We start from the raw sequence: 17,416 nt of genomic DNA on the forward strand, positions 1-17,416 counted from the left end.
CTGACCCTAGTCAGATATGTGAGCAAGCTCACCATCCCAATCAGCTGAAGGTATTTTGGGTTCCGGCGGATCAGCGATGTAAGACGGAGTCATTATTTGAGTTTCGTTTTCATTAAAAACATCGACAATGTTCTCACGAAGATCCGACAAGATTTTTGGCAAACTCGATCCACGAGAAGTGTACGCGTTGATTTCATAGTTGATCGCGTAATCTGCCAACTGGGTCCAAAGCACAAATGGCTCCGGGCTCTTTCTCAGCCCTTGAGTTCGGTGTGCCGCCTCAATCAGCATCGCTTTGATTTTCTTGGGAGGCTCCTCGTAGCCAATCCCCACCGTCGTGTGCACCAATAGCCCCCGACCATCCACTTTGCGTGAGTAGTTCACAACTTCGGAATTGAGCAGCTGGGCATTTGGAATGCTGATCATCTCGTTCTTGATCGATTTGATGAGTGTTTCCATCAGTTTGATCTCTGTTACGTCGCCTATCTTGTCACCGACCTGAATTCGATCACCCACATTAGTGCTGCGTCTGTAGATGACAAACAGACCGGCCATCATATTTGAAACAACTGTGTTGGATCCCAGCGAAACCATGATGCCGGCAAGAATAGTCAAACCTTGGAAGGCGCGAGAGTCGGAACCAGGAATGTAAGGGTATGCAAACACCAACGCGATAACGATGAACAAAGCCCTGCACAGCATTTTTGTTGGTGCAATCCAATGATCCTCGAAGTCCTTTAGCTCAAAGGCTCCGCTCTCAATGTTTTCGAAGAATAGATCGAGGCCTCGAATTCCCAGCCGAGTCACAGCGGCTATAATCGCAAGCATGATCAGATTGGGAATGTACCCGACAATGGCCAAAACCACAGTGACCAGCGGTTCACTGACATATTTCAACAGGATTTGGGCTATGCCCTGTGTTTCCGCGAAAGAAAGCAGAACTAAGGAAAGGTAGTAATAGAAGAAAAAGAGGAAGAAGACCCACATTAAAACGTGGAATGCGTAAACGATGATGGAGGCAATAGCCTTGCTTCTTAGAATCGATTTTGTGGCTTCCTCAAAACCTTCTGCTCTCTTTTCCAAGTTGCTTCTGATGTAGTCCAACAGCTTTCGCCGTTTAGCAAAGAAACCGTAGGAAACCAGCGCGAATATGACTGTCCAGGCAACGGCAACAATCGCGCTGTCTACCAGCCCTTCATTGGATCGCGCTTCACGATATTGCAGGATCGCGGTTTCAATAGCCTCGGCTTGTAGTGCGGCCAAACTCTCGACGTCCATCTGTTCATATTCGGCATCCGCTTGGGTCGTCGTTGTAATCATCTGGCCATCGGCTCTAATGAGTTTCCCGAACTCAGAGTCCATGATTTCAACATTTATGCTCGAACTCTGAGAAGCGTCGCCAACCTCAGAAAGGCGCTCAGCAACCTTGTCGGCCCGCTCAGTTGCAGGAAGGGCACTCGAACCACGAACGACGAACAGTTCCTCCCCATCTACAATCACTGGAGCAACAAATTCAGAATCTTCTCTTTCTTCAGTCGGAACAAGCGGTTCTTCTGACTGGGCGAACGCGACACTGCTGGCAAACAAAACAGTCGTGAACCAAACCACAAAAGCTCTCATGAATTTGCTCCCTCTACGGGTATCAGGTGAACATCGCGCTGTGGGAAAGGTATCGAAATCCCCTCTACGTCAAACCGCTCCTTTGCTTGCCCCGTCAGGTCCCAATAGACGGTCCAGTAATCGTCAGATTTGGACCACGGGCGACAGAAGATATTGACAGAGTTGTCTCCCAGCTCGCCGACGAAAACCTCGGGCTCGGGTGTCTTCAAGCAGAGCTCGTGTTTTGAAACCAGTTCTTTGAGAACATCGATTGCTTGCGCCGCGTTGTCTGAATAAGCGATGCCAAAAACCAGATCGACCCGGCGTTCTTCCGAGGCACTTACGTTTGTAATCACGTCTCCCCAGATCTTACTGTTTGGAACGATAATAATCTGGTTGTCGAACGTACGAATTTTGGTTGAAACCACAGACATCTCATCCACAAAGCCGGATGATCCTCCGACTTGAATGTAATCGCCAGTATCAAACGGCTTCAAAACCATAATCATCAGACCACTTGCGAGATTGCCTAGGGTTTCCTGAAGCGCGAAGCCCAGGATGAACGACAAGCCACCAAGAACGGCAAAAAGCGGAGTGACGTTCACCCCGAACAAGGCCAAGACAATGAGTATCCCAAGAACAAACACAGCCCAGAAAACTGCTGTGGCGATGAATCTCTTCAGCATCCTCGAAATTGTCGGAATTTTTTCTAAACCGCGTTCGGTGACGCGGCGCACCATTCGGGCGACAAACATCATGGCCCACACGGCTAGCAAAACACCCAAAATAGCCATCAAAAGGCCCACGCCCCCTTCCCAGGAGAACAACCAGGCCCAAGCATTTTGAATTAGTGTCTGAAAGTCAGTTGTTTTGAGCGCCCCTGCCTTTAATGCAAGGATGTAGTCGGAATGGGGTTGCAGGTCTTCTGCCTTGGCCCCTTTCAGTGTCCACGCCTCAAGCACCAACCGATAGTTGTTCAAAAGCGCCGATCCTGAGTCACTTAGGGACGCCAATTGTGACCGGAGGTCGTTTTCTTGCTCCCCACTTGCTGTCCGAAGACCGAGATTAATCTGGGCGACCTCTTCGAGTTGCGAGCGCACAATACCTTGCCAAGTGCCTGCGACCTCGGAAAGCTCATCTGCTGTCAACGGAACAAGCAGGATCTCCAAATCTTCGCCCGAAATGGATGTATCAACAACCTCATCAAGAAGTTCGTCTTGCTCTACTTCGACAGCTTCCTGCGTATCCGTCGTTTCTTGGGCGTTGGCAGAAAAAGCGCCTGTGAGGGTCACCATGCAAAGAATTAGCCAAATTGGCCCGATATTGAATAGTCGTCTCATTTATCCGTCCCCCTCTTTAATCGCTAAGGAGAACATACAGGGGTGCCATGAATCCACTTTTATATTCAAAATCGAATATTCTGTTGTGACAAATACCGTCTGAAAAAACAGCTTCACATCCACTTGGTTCGGAAGGATGGTTGTTCAAAAAAGCGGACTACCAATTCATTGCAAATCGTTGATTGTCTTTGCCCCCTAAAATTGGGCCACTACTTTGGCGGCTTGCGTAGAAAGATAAGTGACTGGGCCTACGTCCCAGCCGCCAGGTCTTCCAACGACCCACCATCACGCAGAAAGTCGCTCCAGATCCACGCCATTCGATCCACAAACCACATCTTGCCGCCCGAGATCACAACAACGCCAAGGAATGTGAATCCTAAGTCGTACGCCCAAAGACCGTATGCAAACGGCAGCAAACCCAATCCGCTGACATAGGCAAGTGCTTTGGCCATTCTAATATGATGAGCTGCAATCTTGTCTTGGTATCGCAGCCAGACACGCTCGCCCAAAACACCTTGCGCTGACCAGCTTTCGAAGGTCTTGGGTCGGGAGAACGCACGCGGATTGATCCAGGTCCAGACTAAAACCACTCCGACGGCAACCCATGCCCAACTGCCAATCCACGCCCGACTCCAGATCGCCAACGCCATAAGGGGTAATGGTGTCAGCACGCGGGTCCAGACTGACCAAGGGTTTGCATGCCGCAACCAAACTTCGTCTTTCATGCCCATGAGGCGTTCGGAAAGTCGAACTATGTCCATCGGGTCACTCCAGAAACTGCAAACCCATTATTGAGATTGAATCCATCCACTACGGATCACAACCGCTTTCAAGTCTCGTCCTTCAATAAAGATCAGGCGCTCACAATAGCATGGCGAATATCCGGATCGATCCTGACAAGGCTTGAAAAACATATCTGGCCCGAACCTTGCTTGAGTGTATTCTTGTCACATTTTGGAGCTTTGGGGGGTTGAAGTGACTGATACAGCAGACTTTGAGAAAATGGAACGCCGAGGGTGGGCGGATCCGTCTATTGCTAAAGGGTATGCCGACGGCTTTGAAATGGCGACGCGCCTGGTTGCCAGAAAGCTTGCAGACGAAGTCGCTGCCGGGCCGAATTGCAAAGCGCTTGATCTGTGCACCGGACACGGTGTCGTGGCAGCAGAGCTTGTGGCCCGCGGCTCGGATGTAACGGGCTTGGATTTCTCTGAGCCGATGATTGAGCTTGCCCAATCAGCTGTGCCAACAGCGCGGTTCGTTCAGGGTGATGCAATGGCAATGGAGTTTCCAAATCACACCTTTGATGCGGTCACAATCGGGTTCGGCGTCCCACATTTTCCAGACCCCGAACGCGGCTTGAGAGAAGTAAACAGAGTGCTGAAACCGGGCGGTAGAGTTGCCTTCTCGATTTGGCGTGGCAAAGGATCAGATGGCGCGTTTGGCTGGCTGTTCGATGCTGTTGAACGCCTGGCCGACCCATCCATCTCTCTGCCTGCGGGTCCGGATGCGCACATGCTCGTAGACAGCGGAATTGCCAAACCAATGGTCGAAAATGCAGGTTTCCGCAATGTGCGGTTTATCGATGTTGCAAGCGAATTGTCCGTTTCAGATCCTAAGATGCTTTTTGATGTTTTTGATGGGGGTGCAGTGCGTGCGGCATCGCTCCTCAAGCGTCAGCCGAAAGAACGGCGTGATGCAATACGCGCGGATTTGGCAACGCGCGTTCAGGCGGAAGTAAACAAAGACATTCGAGGTTATTTTGTGCCTGCCCCTTCAGTTGTTATCACTGCTTCGTCCCAAGCCTGAGCTGCTTCGCTGTAGATCGATTTCGCCGGATGATACTTGGAGGGATCGTCCATTGATGCCGCATGGACGTAGATGCAGTCACTCATCCGTTCACTTCTACGGATCAGCGGTGAGCCGCAGTTCGGGCAAAACCCGCTAAAGGTCGACAACCCTGATCCTCCTGCCATTTCGAATGTTTTGAGCGCATCACCAATCGAAACAGATTTGGCCACAAGTGGCACCATCTCTGAATGTCCCGAGCCGGTGAGCTGCTGGCAATCTCGGCAGTGACATCGAAACATCGGAAGGTCAGAGCGAATTCCAGAATATCGCACCAGCCCACATTTGCAGCCGCCTTCGATCTTATCACTCATGTCTTCTCCTCCACCTAGAAAGGATAGAACGGCCGGTCCTTTGTGTCAGTTTGAACCTGCCGCTCCGAGGTAACAAGGAACGGCTATAGGTTAGAACGGTACAGCCACGCTTGTTCAGAATCTCCGGCGGTTCGCGCTTAAATATGCCTAGCCGATACCGCAAATTCAGAAAGCGTCCGAACGGACAAGTAAACACCTCGGTTTTGCAGAAGATCTGATCATTGTTATTGTGGCTGCGGAGTAATGCCGGTGTTCGAGGGGTGCAAAATGGCGCGGAGACTTCCAGGCGAGGGTGACAAGAAATTTTTGGTTTATGCAGGTACAGGTACGGACCTGATTTTTAATCACGGTATCGAGCTTCCGGGTTTTGCGTCGTTTCCCTTGCTGGAGAAGCCTGACACCCGGGCTGTTCTGGCCGGACAAATGCAAGCGCTCGTGCAATTGGCCGGCGATATGGGTGTTGGGTGCATTCTCGACGCACCGACATGGATGGCCAATGCCGACCGTGCTGCACCTTTGGGCTACGATGCTGAACGTCTTTGTGAGGTAAACAAGGATGGTGTCGCACTGATGGAGGAGGTGCGCAAGGCTTCTGGTCGGGATGACGTTTTGGTTTCCGCCTGCGTCGGCCCAAGATACGATCCTTACGCTGATGTCCCGCCCATGACAGTTGAACAGGCGCGTAGTTACCACGGTGCGCAACTTGCTGTTCTGAAAGAAACCAGTGTTGATCTGGTGACTGCGTACACGTTCAACCGCCTAAGCGAGGCTGCTGGCTGTGTTCTGGCTGCAAGAGATATTGATTTACCGATCATCTTGTCATTGGTCGTCGAAACCGATGGCTGTTTGGCTGACGGCACCAAGCTTGTTGATGCCATAGACCAGATCGAAGCAGAAACAGACGGCGCGGCTCTGTTCTACATGGTCAACTGCGCACACCCGACGCACTTTGCCGACGCGCTCAACGCGCATCCAAGGCTCAAAGGTGTTGTTGCCAATGCATCAAGTTGTTCGCACGCAGAACTGGATGAGGCCGATACCTTGGATGAAGGAGATCCCGTGCAGCTCGGCCAAGAAATTGCGGATGTCCTGCGGAAGAACCCGTCTATCAGGGTGTTTGGCGGTTGCTGCGGTACGGATATGCGACACCTAAGGGAAATGGCTTTGGAGGTAGATCGCGGATAGCGCTGCTGTTTTATTTACGGCGTCGTATCACCGTATGGTTGAAGCTTGATGATAGGCTTTAACGGGAAAAACAGTGATCCGAGAAGTAATTCCGATGAAATGCTGGCGAAGCGTCATGACAGGTGCTTGACTTTGCTTTTATAGACCCTGGACCAAACGTGTTCTACCGTCTCGATCACGCAACTCAATTTGAGAAGCTCAACTGATACCTTCAGGATGGAGACTGACGATGTTTGCTGGGAGGATGACAAGCTTTCGCACTCATATGCAAGAAGCCGGAATCGACGTTGCTCTCATCACCGATGACGACAACGTTTATTATCTGACGGGCTATTATGACTACCTGCATATGGAGTTCGGGCGTCCAACCATCCTGGTTGTGCACAAGTCTGGTGAAAGCCTGCTGATCACGCCGACAATAGACCTGAACGCGGCACGTTCGGCGGCTCATGTTGATCGTATCGCGGCCTGGAATGACGGTATGGGCGAAGAGTGGAGATCGGAACTGCCTAAAGCGGTCAAAATGGCAAAGCGCGCCGGGATCGAGCCTGATCACATGCCGCCTGTTGTGCGGACATATCTGGAAACGTTGGTCCCGGTGGAAAACCTGGTCAGCGCCACACCGATATTGGCTGAAATGCGAATGATAAAATCCGCCCAGGAACTTCAATTGGCCCGGCATGCCGGGCAAGTTGCAAGCGCTATGATGGACGCCGGACGCGACGCCATTGCAGACGGAGTGCCGGAGTTCGAAGTTGCGATTGCCACGTCCCAGGCTGGAACACGAAAGGCCGCCGAGCTTTTAGAGGCGCATTACGATGACGCGGACATGTCGCCCAACACTCATTTTCTGCAAATAATGGCGTCGGGCGACACCATCACCAAAACCCATCATCGCGCCTCAACCCGGATCATGAAACGAGGCGAGCCGGTGTTTTTGTGCTTTTGCGGCATGACCAATTTTCACCGCTTCAAACTGGGTTTTGACCGCACCTTTTGGATTGGTGAGGTGGCGGACAAACAACAAGAGAATATCTATGAGGTTGCCGTGGCAAGTCAGGCCGCCGCACTGGCAGAGCTGCGCCCAGGTGTGACCGCCGAAAGTGTGCATACCGCCTATGCCGAGGTTATCCAGGGGGCGGGTTTTGAATACCCGTTCCGGTGTGGTCGCGCGACCGGCTATAGCTTTTTGGAGAAACCACAGCTCGTCACCGGCGACACGACAGTGTTGCAGCCAGGGATGGTTTTCGCTGTTGATGGTTCAGTGTCAGTCGATACATTTCGTGCGCAGGTTGGCGACAGTTTCATAATCACCGAAGATGGTTGGGAGGCAATAACGGAACATCCAAAGTCCTTGGATGCCGTTATCCTTTGACCTTCTGACCAACGCAGTCTTTTAAATGCATTGGCGTGGCGAGTGCCTGAAATGGCGAGCCGGGTCTTAGGGTCAGGACCCATTGATTTCCGCTTGGCTGCGTGATTCACGGTTCGAAAATCGAGCGGTGACCATGTCTGATCTTTTCTGGCTGACGGATGCGCAGATGGCGCGTCTTGAGCCTTTCTTCCCCAAGTCCCACGGCAAACCACGCGTTGATGATCGACGTGTGTTGAGCGGCATTATCTTCATTAATCGTAATGGGTTGAGATGGCGCGATGCCCCTTCGGCGTATGGCCCACACAAGACACTCTATAACCGTTGGAAGCGGTGGAGCGACAAAGGCATCTTCGCCCGGATGATGGCCGGTCTGGCTACCAAACACGGTGAAGAGAAGACCGTGATGATCGATGCCACCTACCTGAAGGCCCACCGTACCGCGACCAGTTTGGGCGTCAAAAAAGGGGGCGTGGACGCCTGATCGGTCGCACCAAAGGCGGCATGAACACCAAGTTGCATGCCATCTGCGACAGCCGGGGACGTCCGCTCAACCTGTTCATCACCGCCGGTCAGGTCAGCGATTACGTTGGTGCGCGGGCACTGCTGAGCGGCCTGCCGGATGTCGATTGGCTGCTCGGGGATCGTGGCTATGATGCCGATTGGTTCCGGGAAGCGTTGAAAGACAAAGGGATGCGCGCCTGCATCCCTGGCCGGAAGCAGCGGAAGAAACCGGTTAAGTACGACAAGCGTCGTTACAAACGGCGCAACCGGATCGAGATCATGTTCGGCAGGTTGAAGGATTGGCGGCGTGTGGCAACCCACTATGACAGGTGCCCGAAGGTCTTCCTGTCAGCAATCGTCCTCGCAGCACTCGTTATCTATTGGCTATGAGTCCTGACCCTAGAGCAAACTCTGAAAAGAGGGCGAGTACGTTAAGTCTGAGCATCGCGTCCTCCCAACGCTCAATCATTGTAAAGTGCCTTCCGACCGCCAGCACTCACTCCAGCAGTCGGAAGGGCTCGGCACAGCGAGCAGCAACGACAACAACGGAGGTAAAATAAAGTTGTGTCGAATTCGCATGTTTGAATCTAATTTCTCATAAATCAATGTTTTTTCCGCGCGTAAATTTCTCTACGCTCTCGTACGATAGGCCTCTGCGTTCAAACAAAAAAGTAAGTGGGTGCTGCGAGTGTGTTCCCCTGAGTGGCGAAGCGATTTGAGGCCGCACAGAAACAATGAAGGGATTGAAAGATGGGATTTGGTGAAGCCGTTAAGACGTGTTTCTCGAAATACTTCCAGTTCTCCGGTCGGGCTATACGCTCAGAATACTGGTGGTTCTTCTTGTTTGTGGTTCTCATGAGTGCTGCTTTAGCTGTGCTGGATACGATCATATTCGGGACCAACCCAGAAACTGGGCAAGGATCTCGCGTCTTGTCCTCTGTTTTCCAACTGGCTGTTCTCATACCTATGCTGGCCGCCGGTTGGCGGAGACTGCATGATACAGGACGACCTGGCTGGTATTTGCTGCTGCCGATGGCGCTCAGCATTACAACGCTCTTTGTTATGCTGGGTGGGGTGGCGTTCTTCTCGGTATTGGAGCAAGGGACCGAGAACCCTGACGCATTGCGAGGACCTGCGGCAGTCCTGGGCGTGTCCGGTATTGTTGTTGTCTCAATTCTTCAATTGGTTCTGTCCATTCTGATGATCTGGTGGTTTACGCGCCCTTCCCAAGAAGGCGCAAACGAATACGGCGAACCTGTTTCCTGACCTGGCTGCCCGGGCAATTGGCCGGACTCTCTGCTGAATAGCAGTGCGAACCGTAACACTATGGAGAGAGAAAATGAGTTTCAAAAAGATTTCCACTGGGACGCTGATGGTGGTTATGGCGACTACAGCATCAGCGGAGTGGTCGTTTAGTTCCGGGCCCAATCCCAATGCATTTATTCAATCTGGAAACATGACGCTGGAACTACAGTGTAACCGTATCCGCTTTGCACCGGCTGGATATGAGGACAGCCAGGACATTGTGGAGAAGCAGGGGCTTTCCATTCGATTTTTGAAGAACGGCACCACCGAAGTTGGAGCATTTCAGGTTGGCGCAGAAAACGCTGCCTTGCAGATCGTCGACAACTATCCCGTCGAGGTCAGTTTCAATAGTCAGCAGGACTATGGTTTTGTACTGGACCAGCTTGCGGCCAATGCATCCGTTAATCTGTCTATGATTGATCAAGATGTCAGCTACGGAATCTTTGACTTGAAAGGTTCCGGCGTGGCAATTCGGTCCCTTCGTTCCGCGTGCAACTCGGATGCTAGCCAGGGGACCTCCTACGAAGCACCCGAAGGCATCGTCTATTGTGGTGGTGGAGCGAAAAAACGCGTGATCGAACCCGTAATTTTGGACAATTCGGAGGGAGAGTGGGACGCGCGAGTAACGGTTAACGGCGCGTCGATCAGAGCCATGACAGCCTACAGCTACTTCGGAAACTCTGAGCCACCGGCCGGATTTGTCGTCGCCCTTCTTGGTGAAGACAGGTCCGAATTTCTGATTTTTAACGAAGGCTCGGCAAACTGGCTGGAATACGGGGACTACAGGTATGAACAATGCAACTGAAGCCACCTTCCAACCGGCTTCCCAATTGGCAAGCTACTTGAAACGTTTGGTATCTGCGATCCTGCTGGGTTCGGGCCTGGTTTGGACCTCACCAGTTGTCGCGGCTGACGTTTCGCGACTTCCAACCGGTTTGCGAGCAAAGGTTGATCTGGCGGCGCAGGCATGCGCGGAGTTCAACGACGGTCAGTTTGACTTAGATTGGGGTGCGGTTGAAAGGGTCGATCTCGACGGAGACCTACAACGCGACTGGGTTTTGAATGAATCTGGTTTTGCGTGTTCGAGCGCCGCATCTCTTTACTGCGGAACTGGCGGATGCATGTCGCACTACTTGATTGAAGAGGAGGTTCAATCCTTGCTCAACCAGGGCTGGACGGTTGTTGATTTTGGGCTTCAACGCGTTATTGTTGCGGATATTCATGGATCCAATTGCGACGGAATAAACCCAACGCCTTGCGTCACCGCCAGTGTTTGGGATGCGGACGCTAAGACGTGGCGCTCGTCTGCTGGCGATTGGGAGTAAACTGCATTTGTGTGTAGCAGATGTGCCAGAGGCCCCATTTTTCGATGGGTTCTCTGTGGCACGCAAACTTATGGGCGAATTGTACAAAGTTGTGCGCAAATACCGCGCAGAGCTATGGGCAAGCTTCCAAGATTTTCTTCAATGAAATCAATGTTGGGAATGCAGCGCTATGAGTGCACCTACAGTCTCTGAAGGGATTCAATAAAGGATTCTTGTTGTTGCGAACTTGCCTGCGGGTTGGGACGCTACTGAAACACCTTACTGCATGGACATCGCAATCCGGGTCGTAACTAAACGTGAGCAGTGTTGCTGGGGTTCATGCTCAATGTGACTTTTGGAATCCCAGGTTTGGGTTCTCAGGCAGTTTGAACATTCTGCGCAGAAAGCAGACTCTGCAAAGTTCAACCAAAGACGTATTTTCGGTAATGATCAAGCAATCAATATGCGGCGCTAAAACCCGCATTTTTGATAGATTTCTGTTTCGGCTGCCATCATATTTGTGACCCCGGTTTTTTCGTCCCAGGGTCACATTTAGATACGCGAGTACTATTCGGCTGGCATCGTTGATGTTTCGGGATCAACAGTTGATGCAATGCCAGCCGCTTCGCGGCGCCCATCGTTCCAGATCGCTTTTATCAAAGCAATGCACATCAGCGCCATGACGATAGAGAAAGGTAATGCGCCGATTACCATAGCGGTCTGAATGGCCCCGGTTCCACCTGAGATCAGAAGGCCTCCAACCACCAATGCCAGCGCAGCGCCCCAGAACATGATATGCGGACGTGCCTTGGGCCCTTCGTCACCAGCCGCGTTGATCGTATTCACGATTAACACGGCCGAGTCAGCCGAAGTGACAAGGAAAGTCATCAGCAAAATCACGATCACAACCGCCATGGCCCAGGCCAGGAACTCGGCTATGGGCGCGAGCATGTAGGTGGTCATGGCAAAGATCTTGTCACCATTGGCCGCATCCAGGATCACACCGTTTGCGCCACCGTTCAGTTCAAGGTCGATAGCGGTGCCGCCGGCCCATGCAAACCAGACAAAGCACATCAGCGACGGTACGATCATCGCACCCAGCACGAACTCACGGATGGACCGCCCCCGCGAGATGCGCGCCAAGAACAATCCGACGAAAGGTGCAAACGCGATCCACCAGGCCCAATAAAACACCGGCCACCAGCCCTGCCATTGTGCCAGCAGGAAAGATTCAGACCCTTCTACGCCATCCGAGGCGTAAACGTTGAAGCTGAGCCAGGGCAGAGCAACCAGATAGTCCCAGATGCCGACAAAGAATGCCTTGGCGCCAAAGAACGTAGCCCCGAACAGGATGAAGAAACCCAGAAGGAAGATCGATAGCGCCATATTAATGTTCGACAGCCACTTGATGCCCTTACCCACACCAGACAGAGCTGACAGTGTCGAAGCCCCCATGATGACCAGCAACGCGACGATGATGCCCAGCGTTGTGGCTGAACCGTCTGTATTTGCCAGGCCGCCGATGCCGATACGCGTCAGGCCCGCAACGAACTGCTCAACACCAAAGCCAAGCGTCTGTGCCACACCCAAGATGGTTGCAACGACGGCGACGATATCGATCAGGTGGCCAAGGTTGCCCGAAAGTGCCTTACCAAAGAGCGGTGTCAGGGATGAGCGGATCGTCAGCGGAAGCCCACGGCGATAGCTGAAGAATGCCAATGCAAGACCTGCAATCGCGTAGCACGCCCAAGCGCCCAATCCCCAATGCAGATAGGACCACACGTAGGCAGTGCGCACATTGTCCGCATCTAGGGCTGTAGTGACCCCCTGAATAACCGAAGGATTGTTCTTGAAGTGGGCCACGGGTTCCGCCACCGCCCAGGTCAACATCCCAACTCCGATACCTGCACCGAACATCATCGAGAACCATGAGAAATTCGAGAACTCCGGCTTTTCGCCTTCTACACCCAGGTTCAGACGTCCTGCGGCTGGCCAGATGGCCAAACCAATACAGACGATAACAAACCCGGTTACGACCCAGATGTACCAAGCTGCAAACTGAGCCAGAATGGCTGCATTCCAATCGCCAAGGATCCTGCCGGCCTGGGTCGGCCAAACGATGCACCAGACGACCAGCAAACTAATGATAATCTTACTGATCACCGTGACGTTAACACTGAACCCCCTATAAAAACCGTTGTCAGCGGTCTTAATCGGAAGTTCTGATAGAGGTGGCTTTATCGCCATAATCAACTTCTCCCTGTTTTTGATATTCTGGTGGGACAGTCTGCTAGTTTTGGCCCGATCGCCCATATTGCCGGGAAACCAGTGAGCCCAACGATGCACACCAGTTGCATCGTCAATCTCACTGGGTCCGGGGAGTTAAAACGCGCCGAAATTCTTAGCTTCTCAGAGCCAGCGCACGCGTGTGAATTTCGTTAATCGGATGGCTGTCCGCACCTATGGCCGCGGTTTTGTTTGGTTATCATTGGCTCCCGTGTTTCTCTCACAGGGCTGCACTCGCGCCCATTGGCATAGTTTTTGGTATAAATTTTCTCTCTTTTGCAGTAGCTGAGTAATTATGGGTGACATTAACAGAGTTAATACCAGTCTAAGCCGAAACCTCGTGGCGCTTTATGCGTTCGAAATGGTCGCGAAGCATGGAAACTTTACAAGTGCCGGCGACGCTCTCGGGCTGACCCAGTCCTCGATCTCGCAACGGATAAAAGGTTTGGAGGTCGATCTGGGCGTCGTCCTCTTCAAAAGAGAACACCGGGGCGTTTCACTGACTTATGAGGGGTTGAGGCTTTTGAATGTGGTCAGACCCGCAATGACGCAGATGAATTTTGCGGTAAACTCTTTGCTCGAGCGCAAAACTAAACCCAGTGTTCGAATCTCAGCCGATTTTGCGTTCTCAACATTCTGGCTGCTTCCGCGTCTTGGTTACCTCCGAGAGGAAATCGGGGATGAAATTGAAATTCAGATTTTGGCCTCCACTGTGCCGCCCGGCCTGGATGATACCGATTGCGACATTCGTATCCATGTTGCACCCAAAGCCCAGATCAAACCTGATGAAATACTACTCTTGGAAGAGGTTGTCGCCGCTGTTTGCAGTCCTCAGCTATTAGAGAAGATTGGATCAATCCAAAATCCCGCGGACTTGCTGGATGTTCAACTTCTGAGCCTGTCAAAACCTGCAACCGCAGCGTGGCAAACCTGGCAAGGATGGTTTGATAGCCTGGGCATAACTGGCAAAAGAAAGAAAAATTACATCAGTTTCAACAACTATGACATGGTCACCCAGGCTGCTTTGTCTGGTGAAGGTGTCGCATTGGGGTGGATTGGATTGATTGATGATCTGCTCAGCAAGGGGTCTCTGGTGACCGTTACGGACGATTTAGTCTTCAGCGATGCCGGTTATGTAATGTCACGAAGTCATACCAACTCCGGCAGGGGGGCCAGGCTTGTGTTCGACTGGATTGCGGATCAAGTTCTCGCAGCATCTTTGAATTAGAACGTCGCTGAGTTGTTCAGTCAGCTCGGCCATAACGTAAGGTCAATTCGAAAACTACGGCAATACTACAACAACATGAAGCGGCATTGAAAACTTGCTTTCTTCTCGCTTTACGGAATTGCAAAATCTGGTCGCGAATGTCGGCTACGGGCTGAATCAGCCAAATATGCAACCCGTAGAAAATGACTGCTGTGGGCCAAAGCTGCCGAAAACTGACTCGGTCCTAAGGTGTTTTGTCAACCACGGGCGCGCATCTCCAAAGCGTCTTGTGTAGTTAGAATGTGTCCCGCGTAACCCCATGAACCGCTGCTTACCTCTAGCAACCGGACAGACGTTCCATTTTGTATTGTTTGCCCGGCGACTTCGCCGAAGGCCTTGGTGACATTTTGTATTATCTTGCCTTTTTCTTCTGCCGAAAACACACCTTCAAGTACCTGAATTTCAATTGAGGGCATCGCACACTCCATTTCTTAAGACTTACCAAAATGCTGGTCTATACTTGGTCGATTGTTCGACAAGATGACATGCAATGCCCATTCTTGTAAGAATCCTATGCAGTTCGAGAGGAGCAACTACATGTCAGCAATGATTTCATTTCGCTCGGTTGTTGATCCAACGGATTGCGATTTTCTTGGACATATGAATGTTTCGAGGTACTTCGCCGCATGTTCCGACGGTGTTTTAGCCATTCAATCTGAAATGGGGTTAACCGCAAACGATATGCGAACGGGCCGCCGTGTTTCATTCGCCGTAGTCAACGCTCAAAGCGATTTCCGCGCAGAGCTTACTGCTGGTGAATCGATACGGTTGGAGACGGAAGTTGTAGCGATTGGCTCCAAATCCATGACCTTTAGACATCGGCTTTTTCGAGCTGACGGCAACAAAATAGCGTTCGAAACCGAATTCAAATGCGTACTGCTAAGCCTCGAAACCCGCCAAGCCACAGAGATACCCGATGACGTTCGCGAACGTGCAACCAAATGGTTGGGGAATCCAACCTGAATGACCAGAAAGTCCCGAATTGCGTTGGTTCACTCCGACCAATTTTAGCGCCGTACATCAATCGGTGGCTTTGGTCAGCATCGCTAGAATTACAAAGCTCGGTTTTGAAGGTCCGCTTTGGGCTGCGATCTGTCGCAGACATTGTATGCAGAAAATGTCTGCTGTGAGCCCAATGCAGTCATCCATCGTTGCTTGAGCAGGACAATAAATTGCGCATTTGACAACAAGTATTTACGGCCCTCATGCTAAAATTTGGAAATCGAAGTGGAACGACCAAAGGTAATTTCATGTTTAAATCATCAACCCGAAGTGAAGCAGAAAATTTGTTAAGCGGACTTGCTCTTGGATTTTCTGCGGACCCATTCATGCGTTGGCTGTATCCTGAACCTGCCGATTTCCTCTCCCATTTCCCGCGAGTAATGGACTTCTTTGGAGGGCGTGCATTTGAACAGGGCAGCGCGTTTCGAAACGATGATTTCACCGCTGGCGCACTTTGGCTTCCGCCAAGCATTCACCCTGATGAAGAACGGCTTGTCGCCTGTTTTGAGCAGACGGTCTCACCAGAAAAGCATGATGCGTTGTTCGAAACCTTTGGGCAGATGGACAATTATCATCCCGATGAGGACTGCTGGCATTTAGCTTTTATTGCGGTCGACCCAATTCACCAAGGAAAAGGGTTGGGTTCCGCGTTGCTTGAATGCTGCCTCAAACGTTGTGACGAAGATGGAAGACCTGCTTACTTAGAGTCGACAAACCCTACAAATCTATCGCTGTATAAGCGCTATGGTTTTCAAGAGATGGGTCTAATCAAAGCCGACCAAGCCCCACCCCTATTTCCGATGTTTCGAGCCGCCCAATAGCGATAGAACAAACGGCTGCATTGTCCGCTTCTCGGAAAACTGCAAAGTCTAGTTTTGAATTTCCGGTTTGGGCTGCGATCGGTCACAGATACGCGTCGCGGATATCTGAGCGAACTGCCATGTCGCAAAGCGACGTGACCTATTCTTTGACCCATGGTAGTGGCCCTGTGAAAGGGCACTCCATGACAGCGGAACAAAAACTACAAAACCCGACAGCTGGTATTGTGTTCGTGCTGATCGGAATATTGGCGATTTCTGTCAATGACATGCTGATCAAATTCCTGTCTGGCGGTTACCCCTTGCACCAGATGGTGTTTACAAGATCGTTGATCGGGATCGGGTTCAGCTTTGCCCTGGTCCAGATGGAGGGCGGTTGGCGCATCCTGAAAACCGATCAGCCGGGACTTCACCTTGTGCGCGGTTTGCTGATTGTCATTGCCAATCTGACGTTCTTTACGGCCCTGGCGGTAATGCCGCTGGCGGAAGCCACCGCTGTTTTCTTCGTAGCCCCCTTGATGATCACCTTGCTGAGTATCCCATTGCTTGGCGAAAAAGTTGGGCCGATGCGGATTGGTGCTGTGCTTGTGGGATTTTTGGGCGTGGTGATCATGACTCGCCCATGGGAGGCCGGCGGCGAGCGTGAAGTTGGTCTGTTGATGTATGCCTTACCGGTTCTTGCTGCATTTACCTATGCCCTCAACAACGTGATGACCCGTTTTCTAGGCGCAAAGTCCAAAGCCTCAGCAATGGCCGTGTACATTCAGGCGTGCTTTATCGTTGTCAGTCTGTTGTTCTGGTCAGTGGCAGGGGATGGCCGTTTTGCGAGCGAGCTCGAGAACGATAGCCTGATCTTCTTACTGCGTGCGTGGGTTTGGCCCGAAGGGGCTGACCGCTGGTTGTTTATTGGCCTCGGATTCAATTCTGCAATTGTCGGGTATTGCCTTGGCCAGGCCTACCGAATGGCAGACGCAGCTACTGTGGCACCGTTTGAATATGTCGGTCTTCCCATGGCTATTTTTTGGGGATGGGTCATCTGGGGCGAACTCCCAAACCTGCCTGTCGCAGTCGGTATTTCACTGATCTTGGGGTCAGGACTGTTTGTCTTTTTGCGCGAGCGTCAGAAAAAGAGGCACGTTGTTACTGAAAAGAGAGTGCACCGTCGGTATTAGGTGCCAAATCAATTCTGGCCAAAAGCCGCTCAAAAATACCTTGGGATATTGAATATCAATCACAGTTGAGCACTGATGAATCTTGTCATTAATGAGATGAGAA

17 protein-coding genes are annotated in these 17,416 nt (G+C 51.7%); 11 read left to right on the forward strand and 6 right to left on the reverse strand.

Annotated features, from left to right (window positions below; all coding sequences use genetic code 11):
* Positions 1-6: 6 nt before the first annotated feature.
* From ACR0LY_RS14865 to ACR0LY_RS14875, 3 genes are all read right to left on the reverse strand, one after another.
* Positions 7-1,620: a mechanosensitive ion channel family protein gene (locus ACR0LY_RS14865; protein WP_170352121.1), complete on the reverse strand. Its 1,614-nt coding sequence runs from the start codon at positions 1,618-1,620 to the stop codon at positions 7-9.
* Positions 1,617-2,894 (reverse strand): mechanosensitive ion channel family protein, encoded by a 1,278-nt coding sequence (locus ACR0LY_RS14870; RefSeq protein ID WP_480641073.1) that lies wholly within the window; start codon positions 2,892-2,894, stop codon positions 1,617-1,619. Before ACR0LY_RS14870 ends, ACR0LY_RS14865 begins: the two co-directional genes overlap by 4 nt.
* A gap of 293 nt (positions 2,895-3,187) precedes the next feature.
* Entirely contained in the window at positions 3,188-3,664 is a 477-nt protein-coding gene (locus ACR0LY_RS14875) for a DUF6653 family protein (RefSeq protein ID WP_480641075.1), read from the reverse strand.
* A 337-nt stretch (positions 3,665-4,001) separates the two neighbouring features.
* On the opposite strand from ACR0LY_RS14875, the gene ACR0LY_RS14880 reads away from it, so the two are divergent.
* Positions 4,002-4,745, forward strand: a complete 744-nt coding sequence (locus ACR0LY_RS14880; protein ID WP_254440293.1) for a methyltransferase domain-containing protein — start codon at positions 4,002-4,004, stop codon at positions 4,743-4,745.
* Here the strand turns inward: ACR0LY_RS14880 and ACR0LY_RS14885 are convergent.
* Positions 4,694-5,098 carry a GFA family protein gene (locus ACR0LY_RS14885; RefSeq protein ID WP_170352124.1) on the reverse strand — a complete coding sequence of 135 codons (405 nt, stop codon included), beginning with the start codon at positions 5,096-5,098 and terminating at the stop codon, positions 4,694-4,696. The two genes, ACR0LY_RS14880 and ACR0LY_RS14885, sit on opposite strands and share 52 nt — an antisense overlap.
* 243 nt (positions 5,099-5,341) lie before the next feature.
* Between ACR0LY_RS14885 and ACR0LY_RS14890 the strand changes: the two genes are divergently transcribed.
* The 6 genes from ACR0LY_RS14890 to ACR0LY_RS14915 all read left to right on the forward strand — a co-directional run bounded on the left by ACR0LY_RS14890 (position 5,342) and on the right by ACR0LY_RS14915 (position 10,789).
* Positions 5,342-6,283 carry a homocysteine S-methyltransferase family protein gene (locus tag ACR0LY_RS14890; protein ID WP_170352125.1) on the forward strand — a complete coding sequence of 314 codons (942 nt, stop codon included), beginning with the start codon at positions 5,342-5,344 and terminating at the stop codon, positions 6,281-6,283.
* Positions 6,284-6,512: 229 nt separating this feature from the next.
* Entirely contained in the window at positions 6,513-7,658 is a 1,146-nt protein-coding gene (locus ACR0LY_RS14895; protein WP_170352126.1) for a M24 family metallopeptidase, read from the forward strand.
* A 133-nt stretch (positions 7,659-7,791) separates the two neighbouring features.
* Positions 7,792-8,549 (forward strand): IS5 family transposase gene (locus ACR0LY_RS14900; RefSeq protein WP_170352127.1). Its coding sequence is split into 2 segments (ribosomal slippage): positions 7,792-8,128 and positions 8,128-8,549, totalling 759 coding nucleotides; the frame shifts between segments, so codons are not numbered across the junction.
* 360 nt (positions 8,550-8,909) lie between these two features.
* Positions 8,910-9,425, forward strand: a complete 516-nt coding sequence (locus ACR0LY_RS14905) for a DUF805 domain-containing protein (RefSeq protein WP_170352059.1) — start codon at positions 8,910-8,912, stop codon at positions 9,423-9,425.
* A 73-nt stretch (positions 9,426-9,498) separates the two neighbouring features.
* Positions 9,499-10,269, forward strand: coding sequence for a hypothetical protein (locus ACR0LY_RS14910; protein WP_480567576.1), 771 nt, complete (start codon positions 9,499-9,501; stop codon positions 10,267-10,269).
* The gene (locus tag ACR0LY_RS14915) at positions 10,253-10,789 is read left to right on the forward strand and encodes a hypothetical protein (RefSeq protein WP_480567579.1); all 537 of its coding nucleotides are present in this window, start codon (positions 10,253-10,255) and stop codon (positions 10,787-10,789) included. Before ACR0LY_RS14910 ends, ACR0LY_RS14915 begins: the two co-directional genes overlap by 17 nt.
* A 546-nt stretch (positions 10,790-11,335) precedes the next feature.
* Here the strand turns inward: ACR0LY_RS14915 and ACR0LY_RS14920 are convergent.
* Positions 11,336-13,015, reverse strand: a complete 1,680-nt coding sequence (locus ACR0LY_RS14920) for a BCCT family transporter (RefSeq protein ID WP_170352056.1) — start codon at positions 13,013-13,015, stop codon at positions 11,336-11,338.
* Between the two features lie 379 nt (positions 13,016-13,394).
* Here ACR0LY_RS14920 and ACR0LY_RS14925 point away from each other — a divergent pair, with 379 nt between their 5' ends.
* A complete protein-coding gene (locus ACR0LY_RS14925) occupies positions 13,395-14,282 on the forward strand; it encodes a LysR family transcriptional regulator (RefSeq protein WP_480641078.1) in 888 nt (295 codons plus the stop codon).
* A gap of 236 nt (positions 14,283-14,518) precedes the next feature.
* Here the strand turns inward: ACR0LY_RS14925 and ACR0LY_RS14930 are convergent, their stop codons facing one another.
* A complete protein-coding gene (locus ACR0LY_RS14930; protein WP_170352054.1) occupies positions 14,519-14,737 on the reverse strand; it encodes a tautomerase family protein in 219 nt (72 codons plus the stop codon).
* A 121-nt stretch (positions 14,738-14,858) separates the two neighbouring features.
* Here ACR0LY_RS14930 and ACR0LY_RS14935 point away from each other — a divergent pair, with 121 nt between their 5' ends.
* From ACR0LY_RS14935 to ACR0LY_RS14945, 3 genes are all read left to right on the forward strand, one after another.
* The gene (locus tag ACR0LY_RS14935) at positions 14,859-15,284 is read left to right on the forward strand and encodes an acyl-CoA thioesterase (protein WP_170352053.1); all 426 of its coding nucleotides are present in this window, start codon (positions 14,859-14,861) and stop codon (positions 15,282-15,284) included.
* A 242-nt stretch (positions 15,285-15,526) separates the two neighbouring features.
* Positions 15,527-16,144 carry a GNAT family N-acetyltransferase gene (locus ACR0LY_RS14940; RefSeq protein WP_480641081.1) on the forward strand — a complete coding sequence of 206 codons (618 nt, stop codon included), beginning with the start codon at positions 15,527-15,529 and terminating at the stop codon, positions 16,142-16,144.
* A 182-nt stretch (positions 16,145-16,326) separates the two neighbouring features.
* The gene (locus tag ACR0LY_RS14945) at positions 16,327-17,313 is read left to right on the forward strand and encodes a DMT family transporter (RefSeq protein ID WP_170352051.1); all 987 of its coding nucleotides are present in this window, start codon (positions 16,327-16,329) and stop codon (positions 17,311-17,313) included.
* The last annotated feature ends 103 nt before the right edge of the window (positions 17,314-17,416 follow it).

The sequence above is a fragment of the Ruegeria sp. BC5 genome, from assembly GCF_056539205.1.

Bases quoted from the DNA above. Each gene is read 5' to 3' on its own strand.
- ACR0LY_RS14865 (WP_170352121.1), bottom strand. From the start codon at position 1,620: ATGAGAGCTTTTGTGGTTTGGTTCACGACTGTTTTGTTTGCCAGCAGT.
- ACR0LY_RS14870 (WP_480641073.1), bottom strand. From the start codon at position 2,894: ATGGTGACCCTCACAGGCGCTTTTTCTGCCAACGCCCAAGAAACGACG.
- ACR0LY_RS14875 (WP_480641075.1), bottom strand. From the start codon at position 3,664: ATGAAAGACGAAGTTTGGTTGCGGCATGCAAACCCTTGGTCAGTCTGG.
- ACR0LY_RS14880 (WP_254440293.1), top strand. From the start codon at position 4,002: ATGGCGACGCGCCTGGTTGCCAGAAAGCTTGCAGACGAAGTCGCTGCC.
- ACR0LY_RS14885 (WP_170352124.1), bottom strand. From the start codon at position 5,098: ATGAGTGATAAGATCGAAGGCGGCTGCAAATGTGGGCTGGTGCGATAT.
- ACR0LY_RS14890 (WP_170352125.1), top strand. From the start codon at position 5,342: ATGCCGGTGTTCGAGGGGTGCAAAATGGCGCGGAGACTTCCAGGCGAG.
- ACR0LY_RS14895 (WP_170352126.1), top strand. From the start codon at position 6,513: ATGTTTGCTGGGAGGATGACAAGCTTTCGCACTCATATGCAAGAAGCC.
- ACR0LY_RS14905 (WP_170352059.1), top strand. From the start codon at position 8,910: ATGGGATTTGGTGAAGCCGTTAAGACGTGTTTCTCGAAATACTTCCAG.
- ACR0LY_RS14910 (WP_480567576.1), top strand. From the start codon at position 9,499: ATGAGTTTCAAAAAGATTTCCACTGGGACGCTGATGGTGGTTATGGCG.
- ACR0LY_RS14915 (WP_480567579.1), top strand. From the start codon at position 10,253: ATGAACAATGCAACTGAAGCCACCTTCCAACCGGCTTCCCAATTGGCA.
- ACR0LY_RS14920 (WP_170352056.1), bottom strand. From the start codon at position 13,015: ATGGCGATAAAGCCACCTCTATCAGAACTTCCGATTAAGACCGCTGAC.
- ACR0LY_RS14930 (WP_170352054.1), bottom strand. From the start codon at position 14,737: ATGCCCTCAATTGAAATTCAGGTACTTGAAGGTGTGTTTTCGGCAGAA.
- ACR0LY_RS14935 (WP_170352053.1), top strand. From the start codon at position 14,859: ATGTCAGCAATGATTTCATTTCGCTCGGTTGTTGATCCAACGGATTGC.
- ACR0LY_RS14940 (WP_480641081.1), top strand. From the start codon at position 15,527: ATGCTAAAATTTGGAAATCGAAGTGGAACGACCAAAGGTAATTTCATG.
- ACR0LY_RS14945 (WP_170352051.1), top strand. From the start codon at position 16,327: ATGACAGCGGAACAAAAACTACAAAACCCGACAGCTGGTATTGTGTTC.